22 protein-coding genes and 2 tRNA genes are annotated in these 16612 nt (G+C 53.5%); 3 read left to right on the forward strand and 21 right to left on the reverse strand.

Going from position 1 to position 16612, the window contains the following annotated elements; translation table 11 throughout:
- Positions 1-42 precede the first annotated feature (42 nt).
- The 14 genes from QLG07_RS19385 to QLG07_RS24235 form a co-directional block, all read right to left on the reverse strand.
- Positions 43-117, reverse strand: a tRNA-Phe gene (locus tag QLG07_RS19385).
- 683 nt (positions 118-800) lie between these two features.
- Positions 801-1580 (reverse strand): antitermination protein, encoded by a 780-nt coding sequence (locus QLG07_RS19390; RefSeq protein ID WP_282469962.1) that lies wholly within the window; start codon positions 1578-1580, stop codon positions 801-803.
- Between the two features lie 86 nt (positions 1581-1666).
- Positions 1667-2590, reverse strand: coding sequence for a hypothetical protein (locus QLG07_RS19395; RefSeq protein WP_282469963.1), 924 nt, complete (start codon positions 2588-2590; stop codon positions 1667-1669).
- 51 nt (positions 2591-2641) lie between these two features.
- Complete coding sequence (locus QLG07_RS19400) at positions 2642-3040, reverse strand: single-stranded DNA-binding protein (RefSeq protein WP_282469964.1); 399 nt, start codon at positions 3038-3040, stop codon at positions 2642-2644.
- Positions 3041-3203: 163 nt separating this feature from the next.
- Positions 3204-5855 (reverse strand): TOPRIM and DUF927 domain-containing protein, encoded by a 2652-nt coding sequence (locus QLG07_RS19405; protein ID WP_282469965.1) that lies wholly within the window; start codon positions 5853-5855, stop codon positions 3204-3206.
- A 9-nt stretch (positions 5856-5864) separates the two neighbouring features.
- Positions 5865-6476 (reverse strand): hypothetical protein, encoded by a 612-nt coding sequence (locus QLG07_RS19410; RefSeq protein WP_282469966.1) that lies wholly within the window; start codon positions 6474-6476, stop codon positions 5865-5867.
- Positions 6476-6853, reverse strand: a complete 378-nt coding sequence (locus tag QLG07_RS19415) for a hypothetical protein (protein ID WP_282469967.1) — start codon at positions 6851-6853, stop codon at positions 6476-6478. The genes QLG07_RS19410 and QLG07_RS19415 overlap by 1 nt, the downstream gene beginning before the upstream one ends.
- Positions 6854-6954: 101 nt before the next feature.
- Complete coding sequence (locus tag QLG07_RS19420) at positions 6955-7260, reverse strand: hypothetical protein (RefSeq protein ID WP_282469968.1); 306 nt, start codon at positions 7258-7260, stop codon at positions 6955-6957.
- The gene (locus QLG07_RS19425; protein ID WP_282469969.1) at positions 7253-7444 is read right to left on the reverse strand and encodes a hypothetical protein; all 192 of its coding nucleotides are present in this window, start codon (positions 7442-7444) and stop codon (positions 7253-7255) included. The genes QLG07_RS19420 and QLG07_RS19425 overlap by 8 nt, the downstream gene beginning before the upstream one ends.
- Positions 7437-7607 (reverse strand): hypothetical protein, encoded by a 171-nt coding sequence (locus QLG07_RS19430; RefSeq protein ID WP_282469970.1) that lies wholly within the window; start codon positions 7605-7607, stop codon positions 7437-7439. Before QLG07_RS19430 ends, QLG07_RS19425 begins: the two co-directional genes overlap by 8 nt.
- The gene (locus QLG07_RS19435) at positions 7600-8334 is read right to left on the reverse strand and encodes a hypothetical protein (RefSeq protein ID WP_282469971.1); all 735 of its coding nucleotides are present in this window, start codon (positions 8332-8334) and stop codon (positions 7600-7602) included. The genes QLG07_RS19430 and QLG07_RS19435 overlap by 8 nt, the downstream gene beginning before the upstream one ends.
- Positions 8327-8560 (reverse strand): hypothetical protein, encoded by a 234-nt coding sequence (locus QLG07_RS19440; RefSeq protein WP_282469972.1) that lies wholly within the window; start codon positions 8558-8560, stop codon positions 8327-8329. The genes QLG07_RS19435 and QLG07_RS19440 overlap by 8 nt, the downstream gene beginning before the upstream one ends.
- Complete coding sequence (locus QLG07_RS19445) at positions 8553-8756, reverse strand: hypothetical protein (RefSeq protein ID WP_282469973.1); 204 nt, start codon at positions 8754-8756, stop codon at positions 8553-8555. The genes QLG07_RS19440 and QLG07_RS19445 overlap by 8 nt, the downstream gene beginning before the upstream one ends.
- Positions 8749-9225: a host cell division inhibitor Icd-like protein gene (locus tag QLG07_RS24235; protein ID WP_348994615.1), complete on the reverse strand. Its 477-nt coding sequence runs from the start codon at positions 9223-9225 to the stop codon at positions 8749-8751. The genes QLG07_RS19445 and QLG07_RS24235 overlap by 8 nt, the downstream gene beginning before the upstream one ends.
- On the opposite strand from QLG07_RS24235, the gene QLG07_RS19455 reads away from it, so the two are divergent.
- On the forward strand, positions 9146-9349 hold the full coding sequence (locus QLG07_RS19455) for a YlcI/YnfO family protein (RefSeq protein WP_282469975.1): 204 nt from the start codon (positions 9146-9148) through the stop codon (positions 9347-9349). The genes QLG07_RS24235 and QLG07_RS19455 overlap by 80 nt on opposite strands.
- Before the next feature lie 436 nt (positions 9350-9785).
- Here QLG07_RS19455 and QLG07_RS19460 read toward each other — a convergent pair whose 3' ends face one another.
- The 6 genes from QLG07_RS19460 to QLG07_RS19485 form a co-directional block, all read right to left on the reverse strand.
- The gene (locus QLG07_RS19460) at positions 9786-10391 is read right to left on the reverse strand and encodes a Rha family transcriptional regulator (protein WP_348994616.1); all 606 of its coding nucleotides are present in this window, start codon (positions 10389-10391) and stop codon (positions 9786-9788) included.
- Positions 10392-10490: 99 nt separating this feature from the next.
- Positions 10491-10697, reverse strand: coding sequence for an AlpA family transcriptional regulator (locus QLG07_RS19465; RefSeq protein ID WP_282469976.1), 207 nt, complete (start codon positions 10695-10697; stop codon positions 10491-10493).
- 107 nt (positions 10698-10804) lie between these two features.
- Positions 10805-11731: a hypothetical protein gene (locus tag QLG07_RS19470; RefSeq protein ID WP_282469977.1), complete on the reverse strand. Its 927-nt coding sequence runs from the start codon at positions 11729-11731 to the stop codon at positions 10805-10807.
- A 360-nt stretch (positions 11732-12091) separates the two neighbouring features.
- Positions 12092-13285 carry an integrase arm-type DNA-binding domain-containing protein gene (locus QLG07_RS19475; RefSeq protein ID WP_282469978.1) on the reverse strand — a complete coding sequence of 398 codons (1194 nt, stop codon included), beginning with the start codon at positions 13283-13285 and terminating at the stop codon, positions 12092-12094.
- A 165-nt stretch (positions 13286-13450) separates the two neighbouring features.
- Positions 13451-13527, reverse strand: a tRNA-Arg gene (locus tag QLG07_RS19480).
- Positions 13528-13699: 172 nt separating this feature from the next.
- Complete coding sequence (locus tag QLG07_RS19485) at positions 13700-14017, reverse strand: hypothetical protein (RefSeq protein WP_048916880.1); 318 nt, start codon at positions 14015-14017, stop codon at positions 13700-13702.
- A 223-nt stretch (positions 14018-14240) separates the two neighbouring features.
- On the opposite strand from QLG07_RS19485, the gene folD reads away from it, so the two are divergent.
- The gene (folD, locus tag QLG07_RS19490) at positions 14241-15107 is read left to right on the forward strand and encodes a bifunctional methylenetetrahydrofolate dehydrogenase/methenyltetrahydrofolate cyclohydrolase FolD (RefSeq protein ID WP_282469979.1); all 867 of its coding nucleotides are present in this window, start codon (positions 14241-14243) and stop codon (positions 15105-15107) included.
- Positions 15107-15319, forward strand: a complete 213-nt coding sequence (ybcJ, locus tag QLG07_RS19495; RefSeq protein ID WP_282469980.1) for a ribosome-associated protein YbcJ — start codon at positions 15107-15109, stop codon at positions 15317-15319. Before folD ends, ybcJ begins: the two co-directional genes overlap by 1 nt.
- A 152-nt stretch (positions 15320-15471) precedes the next feature.
- On the opposite strand, the gene QLG07_RS19500 is transcribed toward ybcJ, so the two are convergent.
- Positions 15472-16563, reverse strand: coding sequence for an AAA family ATPase (locus QLG07_RS19500; RefSeq protein ID WP_282469981.1), 1092 nt, complete (start codon positions 16561-16563; stop codon positions 15472-15474).
- Positions 16564-16612: the final 49 nt, after the last annotated feature.

The following is a 16612-nucleotide window of genomic DNA, read 5'->3' on the forward strand; positions in this document are numbered from 1 at the left end:
AGAGGAATAAAAAAAGGCCGCCAAATGGCAGCCCAGAAAAATTGGTGCAAACTAGTGGTATCGAACCACTCTCTCAAGCTCTTCAGGCAAGCGCTAATCCCTCTCAGCTAAGTTTGCAGGTGGTTATTATAAGTGTGGTGGCCAGAGTCGCGTTATGCTGTTGCCCGTATTCAGCTTTTGGCGTCTGATGTCCCCGATTCTCTAGCGCTATCATCTTGCACTTCACCACAACAAAAAAGCGCACTCGCTTATATCCTATTCCTGCCGGGGTTACTCACCGCTGGATCTGGCGTCAAAGAGTGCGCTTATCTGTTGAGATTAAGATTGAAATAACTGGCGGGAGCTTGCAAAGTTTAATTACTGTGATTACCGTTAGATTTCTTTTCTTTAGAAAGCCTCTCCTTTTGCTCCTCCATGAACTGAAACCTACATTTCTGCTCATGCTGAATTGTCGCGAGCAATGAATCAGGAAGTCTAATCAGATCCTCGACAGATACCACGCCTTCGGAGTTCCACTTCCTCACGTCATCCATTGTGTATGTGGGGCAGGAATTGAACGTTTGTGAAATACATGCAGTACTTACTAATAATAATATTGTGCCTGCTGAAAATTTATGCAGTCGAGTTTTATTTTTTCGCATAGAACACCATCCATCCTAAAAAGAAATGGATGATATCACCTTTGCAAGAAACAAAAAAACCCCGGGCAGTGCCGAGGCTTAAACTCCTGAAGTGTCGCACACATACGATGCCCACTATTTAGCAATAATATGCCAATTTCGGAAAATTTCAATCTTTATTTATCGAGTCACCTTCTGAAACTCGGCATCAGCATGGCTTTCTTCAATTTCACACTTCGTCACCAGCCTGTCGAAAAATGGTCGCCAGTTATTGTTCCAGGTTCGCTCCTGCAGCTCTGGAAGTAGTGTATGAACTGCCCGGTAGGCCCTGGTGCCCGGGGAGCGTTTAAAGCCTCTTCCTGAGCAGCGTTCACATTGCCTGTCTACCGGTGCCCCCTGTCGCGCTGACTCTGCCAGGTCGCGAACCCGTCCTGTACCGTTACACCTGCAGCGGGCTGTTACCCTCCCCTTTCCGTTGCAGTGCTGGCAGCGCTCTTTGACCAGTTCCGTTTCGGTGCGCGGCGGGATCACCTCTTCACCGGAGAGGTTGATATAACCGGCATACTTCACCACTTCGCGTGACTCTTCGATGAATCCAGATCCGGCACATTCACGGCAATCACTGGTTGAGGCTGCAGAACGGGAATATTCTTCAAAGGCCAGTTTCGACAGCACCACCAGGCATTTGCCCAGATTACTGCCAGCCGCCCTGACTACCAGTTTTGGTGCCGTGCGATGGGCATAGCTCAGCAGCTGCTCGATGGTCCGGTATCGGTCGTCATTGCTGACGCCTGTTTTAGCCATGTACGCAGCCATGCCGAACGGGGATTTTGACTGGCACATACCAAGCGCCCCCATCAGGTCGGTGCCGTTCAGGCTGTCTGGCGTTGTCGCTGGGGCGGCACCCGAAATATTCATGCTCTTGGGGCTGAAGTATTTGACAGCTGACTCTAGTTTCATGCGCTTTACCTTTGCTGTGACCGGACATCGCAATTATCCCATTTTATGCAATGCACATCCACATCATTGCGTTAAATGAAACAAAGTCAGCTTCCCATATGGGCACCAATCAGGTTCAGATACACCCCGTCGCTGTCCGCGTTCATATCCTGATAGCGCGGCCAGTCCAGATACCACTTCAGAACGTCCAGCGCTTCGCTGCGGGTCACAGGCCTTATGGTTTCCAGTAAGCCGTCAAGGTAATTGCCCCGATCCCACAGATGCGTGTCTTCGTGAGGGTGACTGTCAGGGTAGAGCTCCTTATAAGCTGCATTACGCATCAGATACACCCAGTCCCAGTACTGGATTTCACGTATCACATCTGACAGAGTGTAAGGCTCAGGAAGCACATCGGTGAATGTGAATTTCTCCGGCTTATCAGACATGTAGTCACAATAAATATCCTGGTATGGCCCGTAAACGTCTTCAATCAGCACTTCAGCATCAACCGGGTCAAAGGCCCCCTCCAGCCGACCAAACACGCCGCGTACCCTGCCCGCTACCTCATACTGCTGACGGGCATTGCTGATGAAGTGCTGCGGATTATCCAGCCATATCGTGGAAAAGGCAGCGGTCCATCCTGCTCCCTGCTCCTGCAGGTACCGGGTATATCTCTCTTGCGCCTGCTTTGGCGTAATGGTCAGCTTTTTCAGCGCATCTTCAGCGGCTGCAATATGGGCCGGTTCGCCGGTTTTAATCACCTCCACTACCCAGAGATAAGCATCGGTCTGCTTGTGACCCGTCACGACCCGTTGCACGGGCAGAGGCTTGGGTGCCGCCAGCGCGGTGCTGTATTTTATCTCCGGAATGGTGAAGAGCACCCGGTGTTCAGGATTATCCCTGAACAGCCCCGAGCGACGGCAGAGGCTTTTTACCGTGTTGATGTTTACCCCAGTCTCGCGGGAAATGGCCTTGTACCCTTTTCCCTCACGCTTGAGCCGGATAATGCTGTCTTTCTGGTCTGGTATCATTTGCACACCCTATGTTCGTTTTAAATCAGGGCGGTAACCCGCCCCTTCCGCTCAAAACGGTAACGCGTCGTCAAGGTCATTCACTGGAGGCTGGCTGCCTGACGAGGGCTGAGCTTTTCTTCCGCCACCACCACGGACCGTTCTGGCGCTGATAACCGAATCGGCCAGCACCTGGTACCCGCTGTGGGTCTGACCGTCGTTCCCCGTCCGCATGTTGACGTTAAGTGAACCTGAAACGCTTATCAGATCGCCCTTGTCGTGGCGGGCCAGATAATCCGCCTGTTTGCCGAATGCCGTCACTGACAGCCAGAGCGTGGCCTGCCCGTCTTCATTGCTCCTGCACGGCAGGTTCACCGCCATTCTTGCCATTGCCATCTGATTGCCATTGCCGGTCGTGCGGGTCTGCACCTCTGCCACCAGCCTGCCGTGTGCTGCTATCTGTGCTGCCATTCGTTTTTCCCTCTGTAATTGTTGTAAGGTCGGTTTTTAAAGACCAAAGTCGGTTCAGGGTCGGTTCACTATTTCGGTTTAACCATCTGTAATAAAAGGAATATATATAAATGAACCGACCAAACCGACCAAACCCACCCTCTTTTCTCACACGTGAGTAAAATTATTCATCTTCATCAGCGTCCATCGTCAGAACGACAAACCGCTGCTGCTTACCGTTATGGCGAAGCGTTTTTCTGGTGATCCCTTTGTCTGGCTTGTCGAGCATTCCCGCATCAGCGAGCACTTGGGCAAAAGCAACATAGTTCGCACCAGCTGCAATCTCATCGCGGAACACTGAAGGCCAAGTGTGGAAAGTCACCACGTCATTAAGCTGGCTGGTCACCCGGTATCCGGCCAGATCCTTAATCGGCAGGTCACGGGGATCTGAATCTGGGTATGGCAGATAACGGCTGAGTCCGTAGCGCTGGAGGAATGCTTCGGCCTGCTCTACCCACGCCCGCGTTTCACGGTTGCCCATGCCAAATTCATTCACCCATCCATTAAAGCTGTGCGTCAGCGCATCGCGACTCAGCTGAACTTCCCAGCCGGTCAGAAAGCCGGAGAGCACCAGCGCGGCTTCCAGCACCGCGAAACGGGCTGCCACGCGCCTGACCTGTTCACTGGCCTCATCCGGCAGCAGCCCCGCCCAGCGCCTTTCCGCCTCTCGCACCGCTTCGATTGCTTCCCTGCGGTGACCGCAAAGCCATTCCACCCACGCCAGACCGGCGGCACCGTGGTGATTCTGATAGGCGTCTTTCATCGCGTCGGCGTGCGCCTTGCCATCCTTAAGCCCGTGAAAGATGGCTGCCCGTGAGATCGGGACATTGAGCAGGCGCACCAGCTGACCGGCGTTCACTTTGCCTCCATCGGCGCGAATGTAGCTTTCGAGGTCAATTTCACCGGTGCTGAAGGCCATGGCCCGCCAGCGCTTCAGATCCCGGTTACCGCCCTCTTTCGCCCCCTGAATCTTGCCCACGCCGTTAAACAGCGCATAGGCCGATTCCGCCACCGCCCTGCGGTTGCTGCCCTGCCCGATTTCATCCAGCGGCATAAAGCCATCATTGTGCGCCGCCGCCTCGTTGATAAGCCCCAGCGCGGTTGAATACCAGGTGAGCTTCAGCGCGTCCGGATCGCCCCATACGCTGCTGGCCGCGTTGGCCGTGGTGGTTTTCCCCGCCGATGACCCACCGAAGAGGTGCACCCCGAATCCGTCAGCGCCCGCCATGCCGATAAGCGGAGCTGCCAGAGAACAGGCTATTGCCAGCATCATCGAAGGGTTACCGGCAGCAAGCCTCGCCACGCTGCTGCGCCAGCTCTCAACCGTGCCTTTCGTGGCGTACCCTTTGGCCGCCGCCGAACGCCCGTTGAACATCACCGGCTTTTCGGGCTGACCAATCACAGAGCCATCCGGCATGATGTAGGCACCGTACTGCCAGCCTGTGGCCCCGGCGATGGCCCACAGGTCACGCCTGCCGCTACGTTGCAGATGATCGGCCAGAATCGACTTCAGCCCGCTTTTGGTGGTAACCAGCAGTCCGCCTTTCTTCATCCGCCCCCAGCCTTCCCGCTCGCCGATATCGCACAGGGGAATGGCTTCGGTGCGCTTCTCCTTCGTCCCTTCCGGCGTCCAGGAGAGGATCAGGTAGCGCTCGGCGTCATCCTCTCCCACGCCCACCACCTCCACGAACGTGGAAAGCCAGGTCTCTTTCTCCACCATTTCACCGGTGTCTTTGTCCATCTTCGGCTCCACCCACCAGAGCCCACCCCGGCGACCGTCTACAAAAGGCCGCAAATCACCGGCACCATGGTGGCCTGACTCTGCTGTGACTGGCGTGAACATCCTCTGTGCAAAAGCGAGTCGAGCGGCATCAGTACCGTGCTGCTGGCGGTAATCGTCCCAGTCCGCTTTCTGTTCACCGGGTGGCAGCGTGACGCCCCCCCCTACCGCAGCAGCGGCCTTCTCAGCGGCGATCCGCCCCGTGTTCACCTTTGGCTTACCGTGGTCGTCCAGTTCACCGGGGATGTGCCAGTCGTTATCAGCGGCAATCACGATACGCGCCCGCGGGAACCGGTCACGAAACGCTTTTGCCACCGGGATCAGGTTACCGGCATCCACCGCCGCCACGCTGAGCGCGTCAGGCATCAGTAACGCTGCCGTAACGCTGTTGGCGTAACCCTCAGCGATCACCACCGTTTCAGCCGATGCAGGTAGTTCACCCTGCAGGATAAAAGCGCCCTTTTTGCGCGTTCCGGCCAGCAGCTTTTTGGTGCCATCCGGTCGGATAATCTGTGCGCCGGTAATGTCTCCGCCCATCTGGCGCAGCACCAGTAGCAGGGAACCATCCTTCAGCAGCGCTTCGGAGGGGCTTGCAAGCCCCTTCTGGCGGAGATAGGCAGATTCTCCCCGGCTGCAGCCATCGAGCAGCTTTGTTACCTTCGCGGTAACATTATGTGTTACCGGTTCGGTTACTTCAGCGTGCTTATTCACCGGCAGTGAAAGTACGTCAGCCACCAGCAGGGCAGCTTCTGAGGCGGTGACCCTTTTCACCTTCATCACCAGTTCAAGGCCGTCACCGGCTTCGCACTGGTTGCAGAAGTGGGTTCCCCGCCCTTCGAGGTCATCAAAGCGGAAGCGGTCCTTACCGCCGCAGGCCGGACACGGGCCGTGAACACCCGGTGCGCGTGGAACATCAATCCCCAGCGAACCGAGGATTTCCGGCCAGCGATCCGTTGCTGCACGGGTAACATCGCGTATCATGTCTATCTGTCGCATGCTCATTCCTCAGTGGGTCACTGGTCCGTCGGGCATGCCGTGCTCATTCATCTCGCAGATGAACGAATCGTGCATGCGGCTCATCACCTCGCGACCCATCAGGGTCAGTCCGCCTTTGGGATCCTTCATCCCCACGTAAAACTGGATGGCATTGCGCGTTCCCTCTTCGCGTCCGTACCGCTCAATCAGGGCACCCTCAATGTTGTTTGCCATCGCCATGCGCTCCGCCGCCGGATACAGGTTCATTGCACCATGTGGCCCCCGGTAGATCGTGCACTCAACGTACTCACCTGGACGCCATTCACAATTAACCGTACCGTTAGCCTCACGCTGCTCTTCGTCAAAGGCATGGGCGACCACCCAGCGCCAGAACAACAGCATATTCTCGTTATCCGTGGTTTCGCCGTACCTCACCCAGTACTGCATCAGTTGCGTTTCCAGCAAGGCGCACGGATCGCGCATATCACTGACCCACTGCGGAATGCGATTCACCAGCAGCGTGACCACAAATGTCCTGCCGTGCTCGGCGTGTACTGAAATATCCGGCAAACCGTCATCGGACAGGCCCGGTGCGAAATTAAACTCACCGGCGGTAAAGTCTTCGGGAACAGTATTTATCATCAGTACATCTCCAGTCCGAGGCTATTATCTTTGGGGTTCTTCAGGGCCATTTCGACGGCATTGCTCATTACCCCTTCCATAAACTCAATACCTTCCGGCGTTAATTTACTGGCGTCATGGTTCAGCATGCCGGAATAGGTTGCTGTCAGTAGCTGCTGGCTGTTGTCCGGGCCGTATTTGGTAAAGCAGGCGACTTCAAAGCAGTCCGTCAGACAGCGGTAAACCGCCTGTGACGTGAGCTCACCGAGAATGACCTGCTTTCCTGCAGCCTTAACCGCGCACACCGGGAGGCCACCACTGCGGCGCTTACAGTAATCAATAAACGCATCCGCGATATGCTTGCGGCTTGATTCAAATGCGTGGTTATTCTTTGTCATAATTAAGTCCTTCCCATTATTCAGGCCGAGTGATGCCACCGGCCTGAGGGCCGTTAATTTTCAGAGGAGGTTAAACCGTTATTTACGCACAGCGCGTTCCGCTATTTTTTGGGAAATCCCTTTCGCCGCCAGAGTTCAAACTGGGCATTCTGGGCGGTGTCGTTCAGGGCTTCCGCAATACGGGGAAGGCACATCAACGATTCACCCAGGGCGCGTAAGTCCTGCGCGGCGATTTCATTGCCATAGTCTCCGCTGGTTTTAGCCCAGAAAGCCAGGCTTCCCATTGTCCGTATACCAGCCAGAATGGCGCTGTGGGCATCTTCACACTGGCTGCTTAGCTCACCCAGCGTATCGTTATCAACACCCGTGAAGTCCCTCTGGGCCAAGTGGTCGTAAATATCACTCATCGTCTTCCCCAAGATGCGCCCGCAGCGCACGGTTAACTTCCGCATTGATGTCATACGTCAGACTGATAAGGTCAATGATCTCCCGATTTCCGGAGCTACCAACTTTATCCATCAGAATTTCAAACAGGGTGTTTGCCAGACCGCTGCGGTATTCTGCGAGGTCGAGTGGGATGGCTTCACGCATGCTCACCTCCCTGCGCTTCACGGGCCACATACTCGATGATGCCAATCAGCTCTTCCTTCAGTTGCTTTTCCTTCTCGTTGCCGAACAGAAAACCGGCGGCGTTTGCCAGCGCCTCTATTTTCATCAGCGCGTCGAGGGAATTGAGATAACTTGGATTATCCATGGTGCCCCCCGAACAGTGCCTTCAGGGTCAGGCCATGCACCGCAAGCCAGGCTTCAGCGGGCCAGGACCTCAGAAAACCATACTGCGGATCGGCGATCTTTTCCGGGGTCAGGCCGTTCGACTGGCACCATTTCTTCAGCGGGCGCCATGAATATTCGATATCGGTGAGGTTTTTCACGGCTTTCACCGTGGCATGTTTCTCACACTCGCCCAAGCGCTCCGCCAGCTTGTTGCTGCGGCGTACGGCTGCTGATGCCGTTGCCATTGCGGTTGCCTGCCTGCGGTCGCCAATCAGGGATTTGGTGCGTTCAGCTTCATCAGCGCGGGCCTTCTCCAGCAGCCGCCCCTGCTCTGACTCCATGGCAATCTGCAGAATCTCCAGCGTTGATAACGCGGGTGGCGTGGTATTCCGCGCTTTCAGCTTTGCCAGGGCCGAACGCCGCACAGCTTTGGATTCCCGCATGGATACCAGCATGGCCTGATCATTTGTTACCCCATAGGCAACGGTCGGACGCCCGCCCCGCGATGTAGGGGGTTTTGGAATTTCTGGATAAAACTCCCCTTCAAGCTCTCTGGCAACTTTCGCAATGAATTTATTGTGAGTGATCTGCGGTTCACCATATTCCCGGCGGGCGGCATTGATAATGCCAAGCAGTTCAAACGTGTCTATCAGAGACTCACCGTTCACTGTCGGTATTGCCTCACGCACCAGAATTTCATTACTCATTGCACACCCCCTGTTCATTACATACCTGTGAAACTTCACCGAGATCCAGCGCGTTAGTCAGCGTCTGCGCATAGTCGGAGGCAATGTCCACCAGCACAGATACCCAGCGTTTGTCTTGTTCCGTACCGCTAATGCAGATGTGGTTAGCGCAGTGCAGCAGGTCAGCCAGCCGCTGAGCCCTGAGAAGCGCATCATCCTGCGTGTGATAGATGTGAAGCTCAGTCATGTGGAACCTCCGTGGCCTTTTTCAGGTGATCCGCAGCTTCATGTACAAGGGTATGGATGGCTGCGACGCGGTTACTTTCCTGTTCGTCACTGCGTCCCACTGCTTCCAGCCATATTTCCAGCATGGACAGCGCCTGTTTGACGTAGCAGGTTGCGTTTTCAGCGTGTGTGACAACTTCGAAGGTTTCGTTATGCATTGCACACCCCCTGTGCAGGCAGATGGGCAGCCAGTGAAAGGATGAAGTACGGTGCAAGCACCCGGCGAGCATCGTGCTCAGTTGGTGCTTCAACCGAAATGCGACAGGGTTTTGCACTCATATCTGAGCGATTCAGGGCGAGAAAGCGCCAGAGGTATGTTTTCTCAGGGCGAGTTTGGGTACTATGTGATAATGCCATAGTGTAATCCTCAGTTACATTGTGGATAGAAGCCCGGCAAGTGTTGGTAGCACTTTCGGGCTTCGCCATTTTAGCCTTACACACAATCAAGGTGCACATACACCTTACATTTAGGTGCACATACACGTCAACGATTTTATTCTGCTTGTTTTCCTGTATAGTGTTTCTACACCAACCAAAGGGAAACGATATGGCGACAGGTTTCAAAAACAATCGGTCAACAACAAAAGGGATTCGCTTCCCGCATGACTTAATTGAAGAGATCAACATCAGCGTTGAGAGAGAGAAAGCAGACAATCCGGGCGCTAACTTCTCTTCTTGGGTGCTGGATGCATGCGGACGTAAGCTCAAAGCCGGGCAGCGCAAAAATGCGAAGGAATATCCAAAGGACTGAACTACGAAACTTTCGTAAGTAACTGATTCGATAATTTCGGCATGGAAGGTTTGCGCAACTCTGGGAGAGTTTCGCAGGTGACTTTTGGTTACCTGCAAGCGCAGAGCCTCCCCTATTAAAGATGGTTGGTTATCGGCGTAACTTCCAGCGATGCGTCCACGGTCCAAATCTGGATAATGTTGATTTTCCTCATGATGGAAAAAACCATCATCCCAAAGGGCGGCATTCGCAGTGCTGCCCTTTTCTTTGCCTGAACTCGGCATATCAACGAGTTTGATATCTGTGTGTAAAGCTACGGAGCTCACTGCCTCTGTTTCAAGCGTGGGCAATGCAGATATTTGCGCGTCAATATTGCTGACCCGCAAAGGGTGTGAGGGAACGGTTCTCCGATTTGAAATCGGGAAACCCCACAGTGCTGTTTCAAACGGAACCGTGCTCATGCCTTCACCTTTCCGCCACCAATCAAATCCAGCGGGAACTGCCTGAACTCCTTAACCAACTTCGTCGCTTTCTTTAGAACAGGCAGATCGTCCTGGCGTTTACGTAAACGCCGGCCAGCGTCAGATGAATCTTCGTCAGATGTTTTCCAGGCTGTCGCCACGATGTTTTCCATATGCTGGATAGCAACATGCAGCTCACTACGTTCATGACCTTCAATTTCAGTCATGTAATCGAACACCTGCGCCTGAAGTTCGTAGCTGTAACTCATAGCCATCAGACAGGCTTCGCGTTTAGGGAACTTATATCCCGGGTATTCTTCTCCGTTCTGCTCGCTTATAAAGGGGTGTTCGAAATTTTTCGCATACCCCACACCAAGTACTTTTGGCACCTTTTTGGTGAAATCAGCGTGACGAAGCTTGCGATACTTCTTACATGGAAAGGCCATCCCCTCCGCTTCAGCCTTCCCCTTGCGCTCAGTATTGATGTAACCCACCATCTCAATGCTGGACAAAGTAGGTTCAACGATCTTTGAAATAAGGCTGCAACCAAATTCAGAGTGAGTCTTGACCTCCCCGAGAAGGGGCATATTTTTGAGTTTCACTGGTTACTCTCCGTTTAAGCTGGTATTAGCTGTCGCGACGGCATTCAGATGATGAATGAAATGACACGCAAGAGCTCGCAAGAAATGCATACAGGGTGTTTATGCGACCTCCTTGCGGGATTCTTCGATGCGGGTGTTAATCCATTCGTCGATTTCACTTTCAACAAAGGCGATGGCACGGGTGCCGATTTTAACGGAGGTGGGAAATCGCTTCTGGCTCATAAGGCGGTAGATCCATGCCTTGCTGTAGCCCGTGCGGCGCTGAACTTCTGAAAGGCGGATAAGTGATTGTACTGCTTGTGGCATATAGCCCCCTGTTTATGTCTATTGTCGGGTGTAGACGTTGGAATAACAGGGGGGAGCATGGCAGATGATGTATGGCCTGGTATGGGGTTTTGGAAAACTCCGTGGAGTTATCTATCTACGCCACCTTTTCTCAACCAGTCTATTAGAGATTTATCATCATCTGGGACAGGGGCGCTCGGAGCGAGCCTAACCAATTTCCTACGCAAATCAGTAATGCTTCCTTGTAAATCGCTTTCTGTTACACCAAGCTCTTTCATTAAAGCGACAGTAAATGCCGACTGTTTAACAGTAACTTTTATTGGTTTTTTATTAACCTCTGTAATTTGCTTTATTGAACTAGCAAGCAGGTTATCATAAACATACAAAATTTGAGATTTTGTAATATATAGATTGCTTACGGACAATGTAATTGGCTCAGATTGAACATCTGCCATGAAGACATAATCACCTATTTCCCCTACAGTATCTGCCGGATTCGCTCTGAAAGATGTATTTTTTATAATCAAAATCTTACTTAAGTCAACATCTAAACCCAGCACTTCAATAGTTTTTGCAGCCATCTGCATTTCTTCTGAAACACCGCCAATTAATGGCGGATTATCAAAGTCATAGAATGGAAACAAGTTTGAGTCCAATTCCCACAGACCATCAACAGAGACAGGGAAACCGTCACCATGAAAAACATCATTTGCAAACTCAGCAAGCTGTTCTTCGCTATCAGGATAGAACAAACGCGCAGGAAAAATACTAATCAAAGGATGAGCCACTATATACTCATTCCCTTTCTGGATAAAATCATCAACCTTGGAAGCATTCATTATTTCAATAAGGAACATTAAAATTTTTGTTGGCTCCTGGAGAGCAGGAATTAACAACTTACCCTTTGCATCATAAAGCTTCATACAAAGCTTTATTTTCCGCTCACCAGCCCAATAGATTATATCCTCAACAGAACACCCTAAAATTTCAGACGCTCTAGATACTCGGCAATAATCAACGGAGGGAATATTTCTTAGTCCTCGATTACTTTCCACAACGCCACCTCGCGCCCTCTAAAATTAGGGGCCATGCCAGCCAGCAGAGGTGTGCTGGTTTTCGGGGATCAGCCTAGACATAGCCTTTTCGTCATCGTCTACAGAAGTCTACTGGCTGGATATCCATACAGCAATACTTTGGTACAGGATCGTGATTAATAAAACATCATACAATCCTGAGTACTGAGAATTTTAGTGCTTAAAAACGGCAAGGTCGGTTTTATGAGGTCAAAGTCGGTTCAGAGTCGGTTCACTTTTTTCACCTAACTAACTGTAGAAAAAGGACTATAAATAAATGAACCGACCGAACCGACTAAACCTACCTTCTTTTCTCACACGTGAAAGAATTCAAAAGCTTCGCTAAAAATCCTCAGTATTCGTACGCTCCAGAGAATCCAGATAGTCAGCGTACCATTGCATCATCTCCCTTCGGCCATCCAGATACTGGGCATGGTTATATGTGCCACGGATAGAATTCTTATCCACATGAGCAAGCTGGGTTTCAATCCATGCAGTGTTATAGCCCTGCTCGTGCAGAATGGTGCTCATGGTATGTCTGAAACCGTGGCCGGTTGCTTTACCATCGTACCCAATACGTTTTATCACCTGATTGATACTGGCCTCACTCATTGGCTTGCCGGCATCATTACGACCGGGGAAAACAAACCTGCACCTGCCTGTGATCTGCCGAATTTCTTCGAGAAGTAACTTTGCCTGGCTGGATAATGGGACGATGTGAGGTCGCCGCATCTTCATGCGTTCCGCGGGTATCTGCCAGATGTCTTTCTCAAAATCGAACTCAGTCCATTCTGCGGCCCGTAGCTCGATTGTACGCGTGGCAGTGAGCATCAGTAAGCGAGTGGCATACTGGGTGACCTTACTGCCGCTGTAAGCGCTCAGAGAACGGAGAAAATCGCCAATCTGATCTACCAGAAGATAAGGGAAGTGTTTTTGCTTTGGTGCTTTCAATGCGCTGGAGAGGTCTACAACAGGATTATTCTCAGCCCGCCCGGTAATAACCGCATAGGTAAAAATCTGCCTGCATGCCTGGCGCGTTTTCTTCAACTTATCGAGAACCCCGCGTTGCTCCATTTTACGAAGAACGGCGAGCATTTCTGCAGGCTTGATATCTGTGACAGGACGACGCCCAATATACGGGAAAATATCTTTTCTTAAATACTCAAGGATGTCGTCAGCATATCCCTCAGACCAGTTCGGTTTTTTATGGTCATGCCATTCACGCGCCAGAGCTTCGAAGCTGTTATTAACAGCCATGATTTTAGCCTGCCTCTCTGCTTGTTTGGCCTCCCCTGGATTGCTGCCAGCAGCCAGCATTCTCTTTGCATCATCTCGTTTGGCCCTGGCAGCGGCGAGAGATGTATCAGGATATACACCCAGCGCGAGAAGTTTTTCTTTACCAGCAATGCGATATTTCAGACGCCAGTAGCGCCCGCCGTTAACGGCAACAAAAAGATATAAACCGCCACCATCAGCCAGTTTATAAGGTTTATCCTTTGGCTTGGCGGCTTCGACCTGCCTGGCATTGAGCTTCATTTGGGGGTATCAGATTCCATTGAACGGGAGCATACCCCCAAATGTACCCCCACATGAGTGTAGATTTCAATAGATGAAGATAGACTTCAGGATACAGTGACTTGGCTGAAAGCCTTGTTAAAAGCGGGATTAGTAGACTTTGAAGGACTTCAGAAGATGAAAGAATGGTACGCCCTACAGGATTCGAACCTGTGACCTACGGCTTAGAAGGCCGGTGCTCTATCCAACTGAGCTAAGGGCGCATGGTGATTGGGTCGGATTATACGGTGCGATCCCGCTGAGTCAACGATTTTACTGCCGCCGGGCATCTAATGCTGAACTAATGAACAGTCGTGAGGCAACCCGCTGGCCGTCAGCCATAAAAAAACCCACCGGGTGCGGTGGGTTGATCTTTGGCGCGGTGAACAGAGTGCCTTAGTTGGTCACTTTGTTTTTCAACTCTTCGGCGCCCTGCTTGGTTTTATCCCAGCCTTTCTCGGTGCCTTCTTTGGTTTTGTCCCAGCCCTTTTGGGTGCCTTCGGAGATTTTGCTGCTGGTAGAGTTGCTCTCACCTTCCGCGGCGTGCTTCGCCTTCAGCTTCATCTCAGAACCCTCGTGCTGGGTTTTGTGCAGCTTCTCTTTGGCGGTATCGGCGCCTTTGTGCGCTTCCGCAACGGTGTTATCAGTCACGGTTGCCGCGAAAACCGGGGAAGCCAACAGTAAAGCAGACAGTGCAATAATGGTATTTTTCATCATTCCCTCTTTATCTTTTCGATGAGTTGCTGTGTTACGAATCAATCCTGGCACAGCCTGAGAGGAAATGAATTAGGAATTAACCGGGAATTGTAAGCACGGATTAATCCGATGCTGCACGATTGCACGCCAACTGGCGAATCTGTGCCTGACAGCAGCGTCCGCTTCTGACAAAATAGGCGTAATCCCCGATTTAACTCAACACAGATGGATCCCCTCTCTGATGGTAGCAAAAATTATTGACGGTAAAACGATTGCGCAGCAGGTGCGACAAGAGGTTGCAGAGCTGGTACAGCAGCGTCTGGCGGCCGGTAAGCGCGCCCCTGGCCTGGCGGTTGTGCTGGTCGGTGAGAACCCGGCCTCGCAGATTTATGTCGGCAGCAAGCGTCGTGCCTGCGAAGAGGTCGGTTTCCTCTCGCGCTCTTACGATATGCCCGCCACCACCAGCGAAGCAGAGCTGCTTGACCTGATCACCACCTTAAACAACGATCCGGAGATCGACGGTATCCTGGTGCAGCTGCCGCTGCCTGCGGGCATCGACAACGTGAAGGTGCTGGAGCATATTGCTCCGCATAAAGATGTGGATGGCTTCCACCCTTACAACGTCGGTCGCCTGTGCCAGCGCGCGCCGAAGCTGCGCCCGTGTACGCCGCGCGGCATCGTCACGCTGCTGGAGCGCTACAATATTGATACTTACGGCCTGAACGCCGTGGTCGTGGGCGCCTCCAATATCGTCGGCCGCCCGATGAGCATGGAGCTGCTGCTGGCCGGCTGTACCACCACCGTCACTCACCGCTTTACCAAAGATCTGCGTCATCACGTTGAGCACGCCGATCTGCTGGTGGTCGCGGTGGGCAAGCCAGGCTTTATTCCCGGCGAGTGGATTAAGCCCGGCGCGATCGTGATCGATGTCGGGATTAACCGTCTGGAGAGCGGCAAAGTGGTCGGCGATGTGGAGTTTGAAGCGGCCTCCGAGCGCGCGGCTTACATCACTCCGGTGCCGGGCGGCGTCGGTCCGATGACCGTGGCAACCCTGATCCAGAATACCCTGCAGGCCTGTGAAAATAACGACGATGGAGCATCAGCATAATGGCAACTTTCTCTCTGGGCGATCATCCCCATGTCGATCTCTGTGACCTGCTGAAGCTGGAAGGCTGGGTTGAGAGCGGCGCGATGGCAAAAATCATGATCTCTGGCGGTCACGTCACGGTGAATGGCGTGAAAGAGACCCGCAAGCGCTGCAAAATTGTCGCGGGTCAGAAGGTTGAGTTTGACGGCGAAAGCGTCACGGTCACCGACTGATTAAACGCGCAACCAGAAAGGCTGCCTGCGGGCGGCCTTTTTTGATCGTGGTCCCGGCGGGAAAGCAAAACACGGGCCGACCGAAAAAGAGGGTCGGCCCCTACATGTGAGGTTGCGCGGGACACGGGCCGACCGAAAAAGAGGGTCGGCCCCTACGAGGTGACGACCTGCGTGGCGCCGTCGATCTGGTGCAGCTGGTAGTGGCGGATCTCGCAATGTTCGGCGATCAGCTGCGCCAGCAGCGGAGAGTGGCTGGTGACCCACAGCTGGCTGTAGCGGCTGGCTTCGGCAATCAGCTGGGCCAGCGCCGGGAGCAGGTCCGGGTGCAGGCTGTTTTCCGGCTCGTTGAGCGCCATAAATGCCGGCGGGCGCGGGCTGAGCAGCGCCACCACCAGGCAGAGAAAACGCAGCGTGCCGTCGGACAGCTCAACCGCGTCCAGCGGGCGCAGGATCCCCTGGCGATGCATCCGCATCTGGAAGCGTCCGCTGGCGGCGTCTACCTCGAAGTGACTGTCGGGGAAGGCCTGCTCCAGGATGGAGAACAGTAATTCGCTGTGTCCGCGCTCGCGGATCGTCTCAAACGCGGCGGCGAGGTTGCTGCCGTCATGCGCCAGGATCGGCGAACGGATGCCGACCTGCGGCATGCGTATCGCGCTGCCTGGCCACACCGCAAACTCGTGGTAAAAGCGCCAGCCGCGCAGGTTCTCACGCACCTGCGACACCTCCGGATAGAGATGCGGGTCGGCCAGCTGACCAAACACCGACTCCTCCACATGCAGCGATGCCGGATAGGCCACGCGCTCGCCGTTAATGTTTTGCAGGAAGGCGGTCTGATTGCTGCGATCCAGCAGCAGCGCAGCGCGGCGGCGCTGATGTCCGCTGAGCCAGATCTGCTCTTTCTTCACCACCGGGTCGAGATTGAACAGGCTCAGCAGCGGCTCCGGAAAGCCAATCTCCAGCTGATAGTCAAAGTCGTCCAGCTCCGCCGACAGCACCATGCGCTTCAGCTCGCTGTTGCGTTCGCCGCGCCGCGCGCCCCCTGCCCACATCGCTTTCTGGATGCCGCCATCCTGCGCCAGCGCCGGCGACAGCCGTTCGCAGGCCGCTTCATGCAGCAGGCGCACCGCTTTATACAGGTTGGATTTGCCGCAGCCGTTGGGGCCGGTGATAACGTTGAGCTGCCCGAGTTCCATTTCGAGGAAACGGATGGAGCGGTAGTTGGTGAGGGAGAGTTGTTTGATCATGTTGGCAGGGTCCAAAAAACAGGGGCGCGTTATCACGCGCCCCCCGGGG

Source organism: Erwinia sp. V90_4 (assembly GCF_029967685.1).
Classification (GTDB): Bacteria; Pseudomonadota; Gammaproteobacteria; order Enterobacterales; family Enterobacteriaceae; genus Erwinia; species Erwinia aphidicola.

Bases quoted from the DNA above. Each gene is read 5' to 3' on its own strand.
- QLG07_RS19390 (WP_282469962.1), bottom strand. From the start codon at position 1,580: ATGAAACTAGAGTCAGCTGTCAAATACTTCAGCCCCAAGAGCATGAAT.
- QLG07_RS19395 (WP_282469963.1), bottom strand. From the start codon at position 2,590: ATGATACCAGACCAGAAAGACAGCATTATCCGGCTCAAGCGTGAGGGA.
- QLG07_RS19400 (WP_282469964.1), bottom strand. From the start codon at position 3,040: ATGGCAGCACAGATAGCAGCACACGGCAGGCTGGTGGCAGAGGTGCAG.
- QLG07_RS19405 (WP_282469965.1), bottom strand. From the start codon at position 5,855: ATGCGACAGATAGACATGATACGCGATGTTACCCGTGCAGCAACGGAT.
- QLG07_RS19410 (WP_282469966.1), bottom strand. From the start codon at position 6,476: ATGATAAATACTGTTCCCGAAGACTTTACCGCCGGTGAGTTTAATTTC.
- QLG07_RS19415 (WP_282469967.1), bottom strand. From the start codon at position 6,853: ATGACAAAGAATAACCACGCATTTGAATCAAGCCGCAAGCATATCGCG.
- QLG07_RS19420 (WP_282469968.1), bottom strand. From the start codon at position 7,260: ATGAGTGATATTTACGACCACTTGGCCCAGAGGGACTTCACGGGTGTT.
- QLG07_RS19425 (WP_282469969.1), bottom strand. From the start codon at position 7,444: ATGCGTGAAGCCATCCCACTCGACCTCGCAGAATACCGCAGCGGTCTG.
- QLG07_RS19430 (WP_282469970.1), bottom strand. From the start codon at position 7,607: ATGGATAATCCAAGTTATCTCAATTCCCTCGACGCGCTGATGAAAATA.
- QLG07_RS19435 (WP_282469971.1), bottom strand. From the start codon at position 8,334: ATGAGTAATGAAATTCTGGTGCGTGAGGCAATACCGACAGTGAACGGT.
- QLG07_RS19440 (WP_282469972.1), bottom strand. From the start codon at position 8,560: ATGACTGAGCTTCACATCTATCACACGCAGGATGATGCGCTTCTCAGG.
- QLG07_RS19445 (WP_282469973.1), bottom strand. From the start codon at position 8,756: ATGCATAACGAAACCTTCGAAGTTGTCACACACGCTGAAAACGCAACC.
- QLG07_RS19455 (WP_282469975.1), top strand. From the start codon at position 9,146: ATGGCGACAGGTTTCAAAAACAATCGGTCAACAACAAAAGGGATTCGC.
- QLG07_RS24235 (WP_348994615.1), bottom strand. From the start codon at position 9,225: ATGTTGATCTCTTCAATTAAGTCATGCGGGAAGCGAATCCCTTTTGTT.
- QLG07_RS19465 (WP_282469976.1), bottom strand. From the start codon at position 10,697: ATGCCACAAGCAGTACAATCACTTATCCGCCTTTCAGAAGTTCAGCGC.
- QLG07_RS19475 (WP_282469978.1), bottom strand. From the start codon at position 13,285: ATGAAGCTCAATGCCAGGCAGGTCGAAGCCGCCAAGCCAAAGGATAAA.
- QLG07_RS19485 (WP_048916880.1), bottom strand. From the start codon at position 14,017: ATGAAAAATACCATTATTGCACTGTCTGCTTTACTGTTGGCTTCCCCG.
- folD (WP_282469979.1), top strand. From the start codon at position 14,241: ATGGTAGCAAAAATTATTGACGGTAAAACGATTGCGCAGCAGGTGCGA.
- ybcJ (WP_282469980.1), top strand. From the start codon at position 15,107: ATGGCAACTTTCTCTCTGGGCGATCATCCCCATGTCGATCTCTGTGAC.
- QLG07_RS19500 (WP_282469981.1), bottom strand. From the start codon at position 16,563: ATGATCAAACAACTCTCCCTCACCAACTACCGCTCCATCCGTTTCCTC.